At 73.2% G+C, this 3,585-nt stretch carries 3 protein-coding genes; 1 reads left to right on the top strand and 2 read right to left on the bottom strand.

Features of this window, described 5'->3' with window-relative positions:
• Nucleotides 1-1,789: phage tail sheath C-terminal domain-containing protein (locus WML84_RS13845; protein ID WP_347346721.1), on the top strand; the 1,789-nt coding region annotated here is incomplete at its 5' end.
• 6 nt (nucleotides 1,790-1,795) lie between these two features.
• On the opposite strand, the gene WML84_RS13840 is transcribed toward WML84_RS13845, so the two are convergent.
• Together WML84_RS13840 and WML84_RS13835 are read right to left on the bottom strand one after the other, a co-directional pair.
• Nucleotides 1,796-2,146: a hypothetical protein gene (locus WML84_RS13840; protein WP_347346720.1), complete on the bottom strand. Its 351-nt coding sequence runs from the start codon at nucleotides 2,144-2,146 to the stop codon at nucleotides 1,796-1,798.
• On the bottom strand, nucleotides 2,143-3,585 hold a 1,443-nt coding region (locus WML84_RS13835; protein ID WP_347346719.1), incomplete at its 5' end, for a DUF4157 domain-containing protein. The genes WML84_RS13840 and WML84_RS13835, both read right to left, overlap by 4 nt.

Here is a 3,585-nt window from a genome sequence, read left to right as displayed (position 1 = left end):
GCCGTACGCCGTTTCGGCGTTCTTCGCTGGCGGGGGCCGGCGGGCGCGCATCGTCCGCATCGTGCACGGCTACGGCGGCGATGCCGACGGCGGAGGGCGTGCGACGGGCGTGATGATCGGGCTGCGGACGGATGCCGGAGCCGCCGTCCGCCTGTACGCCCGCGACGAGGGCCGATGGGGCGACGGGCTCCGCGCCGTGCTGCGCTTCGACACGCGTCCGGTCGCCCTCCTTCCCGGGTCCACGTCCGCTCGGCTCGTGGTGGATCGCGGCGAGTGGGTGCCCGTCGGGTCGCTCCTGCGCCTCGGCCTCGGCGGCGGGTCGCAGTTCGTGTACGTCGACGACTCGCGCGAGCTGCGGCATCCGCTCGGCACCGTCGTCGACCGCGCGCTCGAACTCGCGACCCCCGTGCCGGCCGTCGCCGTCGCCGCCGAGGTCGTCACCGCGCGGCTCGAGGTCGTCGACGTCGACCGTGCCATCCCGCGCCGCGAGGAGCTCACCGGCCTCGGGCTCCGCGCCGATCATCCGCGGTGGCTCGCGAGAGCGGTCGCGACCGAGTCGGCGCTGGTGTGGCCGGATGCCTCGTGGGCCGCCAGCACCGTGCGCACGGCCGGCCTCGCGCTCACACCGATCGCGCTCGCCGCCCCGGTCGACCCCGAGGATCCCGACCGCGACCTCATGTTCCCCGGCACCGAGCGCGTGGATCACATGACCGGGGGCGCCGACCGCTGGGCGGACATCGTCGTCGGAGACTTCTTCGACCCGCGCTGGGTGCTCGGCGACGAGCTGCCCGGTGACGGGATCGACGCGCTCGCGGACGACGCCGAGGTGGGCATCGTGCTGGCGCCCGACCTCTACGACCCGTCGCCGCTGCCGCCCGCGGACGAGGTGGACGACGTGCCGACGCTGTGCGGCCCGGAGTTCCAGGTTGCCCTCGACGAGCCCGCCGCGGTGCCCCGCCCGCCGGTCGCACCGCAGCTCGAGGGTCTACGCCGCGATCCGCTGGAGTCGGGCGACTACGCGGCGATCGTCGCCGCACAGCGACGCCTCGTGGACTGGGCCGACGCGCGCCGCGACGTGACGGTGCTGCTCGACGTGCCGCCCGGCCTGTCGCGACCGCGCATGCTGGCGTGGCGCAACGAGTTCGACAGCGCATTCGCCGCCGCCTACCATCCGTGGCTGGACGTCGCAGCCCCGGACGACCGGCGGGACGCGCTGGTCCGGGTCAACCCGTCGGCGTTCGCCGCCGCGATCCTCGCGGCGCGCGAGGTGCGGTTCGGCGTGCAGCACGGTCCCGCGAACGAACTCGCCGCGGGCGCGGTGCGCGTCGCCGACGACGTGGCGCCCGCCGTGCACGACGCCCTGCATCTCGCCGGCATCGACGTGTTCCTCGCCGAACGCGACGGCATCCGCCTGACCGGCGCCCGCACGCTGTCCCGGCAGGCCGAGCTCCGCCAGCTGAGCGTCGCGCGGCTGATGACCGTGCTGCGCCTCACCCTCGAGCGCGAGATGACCTGGGCGGTCTTCGAGCCGAGCGATCCCGAGCTCTGGGCCGAGGTGGAGCGGCTCGTGCACGATCTGCTGTCGCGCTTCTACCAGGCGGGCGCGTTCGCGGGGGCGACGACGAAAGAGGCCTTCTTCGTGCGGTGCGACCGCACGACCATGACCGCCCACGACCTCGACAACGGCCGGCTCGTGTGCCTCGTGGGGGTCGCGCCCGTCGAGCCGGTGGAGTACCTCGTGATCGAGATCGCGCTCACGAGCGACACGCTGCGCGTCGCGATGGCGTGACGCGGATCAGCGCGCGCCGAGGCGCCGCAGCGCCTCGACCGCGCGCTCCGAGCCGTTCGCCTCGAGTCCGCGCACGACGGCGGCGCGGAGTCCCTCGCCCCCGCGGCCGTGCGCCTCGACGAGCGCCGGGATCGCGTCGTCGCCGCCGATCGCACCCAGCAGCACCGCCGCCGGCTGAGCCGAGGGCGATGCGAGGGCCGCGACGAGGGCGGGCACCGCGGCTTCCGGATGCCCCGCCAGCCAGTCCTCGGCGGACTGCACCTCGGCGAGGTGCGTCGAGCGCAGCAGTTCGACGGCGTAGCCCGCCGTGTCGCGGCCGGGGGGTGTCCAGCGGTCGAGGTCGATGGGTTCGCTCACTTCTTCAGCACCTTCCCGAAATGCTTCTCGACGATCTTGACGAACAGCGACAGCGCGGCTGCGGACACACGCGGGTCGACCCGGAACCGCTCGAAGAGGCCCTGCACGATCGCCGTGCCCGTCGCGGGGGTGAACTTGAGCTTGACGAGACCGATCTTGTTGTCGATGTTGGACTCCGGGTCGATCGCGCTGATGAGCCCCTTCTGCTGATCGGAGGCGGACAGCGGCCGATCGAACGGCACCTCGCGCAGGGCTGCGTAGATCTCGGTGCCGATGTAGCCGAAGGAGTTCACCTCCTCCTCGGTGTCCCACGGCGATCCGAGCGAGGGCTCGGCCTTGTGCGCTTCGGCGTAGATGATCGCCTCGGAGCTCTTGAACCGGTCGCCGAAGCCCGGATGCCCGGCGATCTCGTGCACGACCGTGCGGACCACGTAGTCGGGGTTGGACTCCGCCGTCTCGACGAACATCATGCCGAAGCTGATCGGGTCGCCCGCGAACGCGTAGACGTTCGACCCCGCCTGCGCGACCTCCTCCGGCGCCCACTTCAGGTTGGCGGCCGTGATCTTGAGCTGCGGCGCGACCTTGGCGCAGCCGGCCACGACCTTCGCGATGACTGCGGCGGCGCGTGCGTTCCACGCCTGCTGGGCGGCGCTGCCCTTTCCGAGATCGTTCCACGCGTTCTTGGCGGCCGCCGTGACCGGGCTCGACTTCTTGGTCTCCTTCTCGTGGGCCTTCGCGACGTCGCCGGCACCGACCGCCTTGGGCGGCGCCACGCCCTTCTTGAGCGCTTCCGCCTGGGCGTCGGCGAGCGCCTGCGTCTCGGCCTGCTTCTTCATCTCGGCGCCCTCGATCGCCCCGAGCTGCGCGAGGGTCTTGCCCGCCGTCGCCTCGACAGCGAGTCGCTGCACGCGCTCCTGCATGTCCGAGACGAGCGCCCGTCGCCGTTCGAGCTGAGCCGGGTCGACGCCGTCGAGCAGACGACGGATGCCGCTGCCCGAGTCCCCCACCTGGTGGAACTCCGTGACGATGCGATCGCGGTCGGCGGGTCCGAGGCCCTCGTATGCGTCGAGGACCGCGGATGCCTCGCCCGCCGAGAGCGGGCGCCCTGATCGGAGGACGGCGAACGCGTCCTTCGCCTTCGCCGACCCGCCGCAGAAGCCCAGCGCGAGCGGCGCCGCGCGCGACACGTGGGGCGCCGCCACGCCGTGCTCGCCGAACTGCGCCGTGTGGACCAGTTCGTGCACGAGCACCTGACGGCCGAAGCGCGTGCCGCCGAGCCGGCCGGCGAGGCCCGTGTACACGGTGTCGCCGGATGCCGCGGCGATGCGTCCGTCGGCTCCTGCGATTCTGCGCGGGTCGGTGCGCGTGTCCAGTCGCACGTGCGACAGGTCGGCGCCCGTCCACCGTTCCACGGGCTCCCGCAGGGACGCGGGGACGGC

Source organism: Microbacterium sp. (genome assembly GCF_039812165.1).
Classification (GTDB): Bacteria; Actinomycetota; Actinomycetes; order Actinomycetales; family Microbacteriaceae; genus Microbacterium.
This window is presented reverse-complemented; position numbering and strand designations above follow the sequence as displayed.